This is a genomic window from Zoogloea sp. LCSB751 (assembly GCF_002028455.1).
GTDB lineage: Bacteria > Pseudomonadota > Gammaproteobacteria > Burkholderiales > Rhodocyclaceae > Zoogloea.
The window spans coordinates 1-256 of the sequence record NZ_MWUM01000367.1; the positions used below are offsets into that span (position 1 = coordinate 1).

The 256-nt window shown below is 62.1% G+C and carries 1 pseudogene; it reads right to left on the bottom strand.

Annotated elements, in window-relative coordinates:
* A pseudogene (locus B4920_RS26980) lies at window positions 1-256 on the bottom strand (branched-chain amino acid ABC transporter permease); the annotation flags it as partial.

Consider the following 256-nt stretch of genomic DNA (forward strand, 5'->3'; position numbering starts at 1 on the left):
GAGTTCGGCAAGACCGAAGGAGAAGATCACGAAATAAATGCCCGCAACCCTGAGCGTCGAAAGCCCGACGACAAGCGCCAGCCCCGCGCCGACGAGAGCCGCGCACAACAGCACCATCGGCCATGGCAAAACCTCGCTCAGCACCGCGACCGTATAGGCCCCGACACCGAAGAAGGCGACGGTGGCGAGCGAAATATAACGTGTCGGACCGGAAAACATCGCCCAGGCGGAGGCGAGCGTCGCATAACCGAGAAGG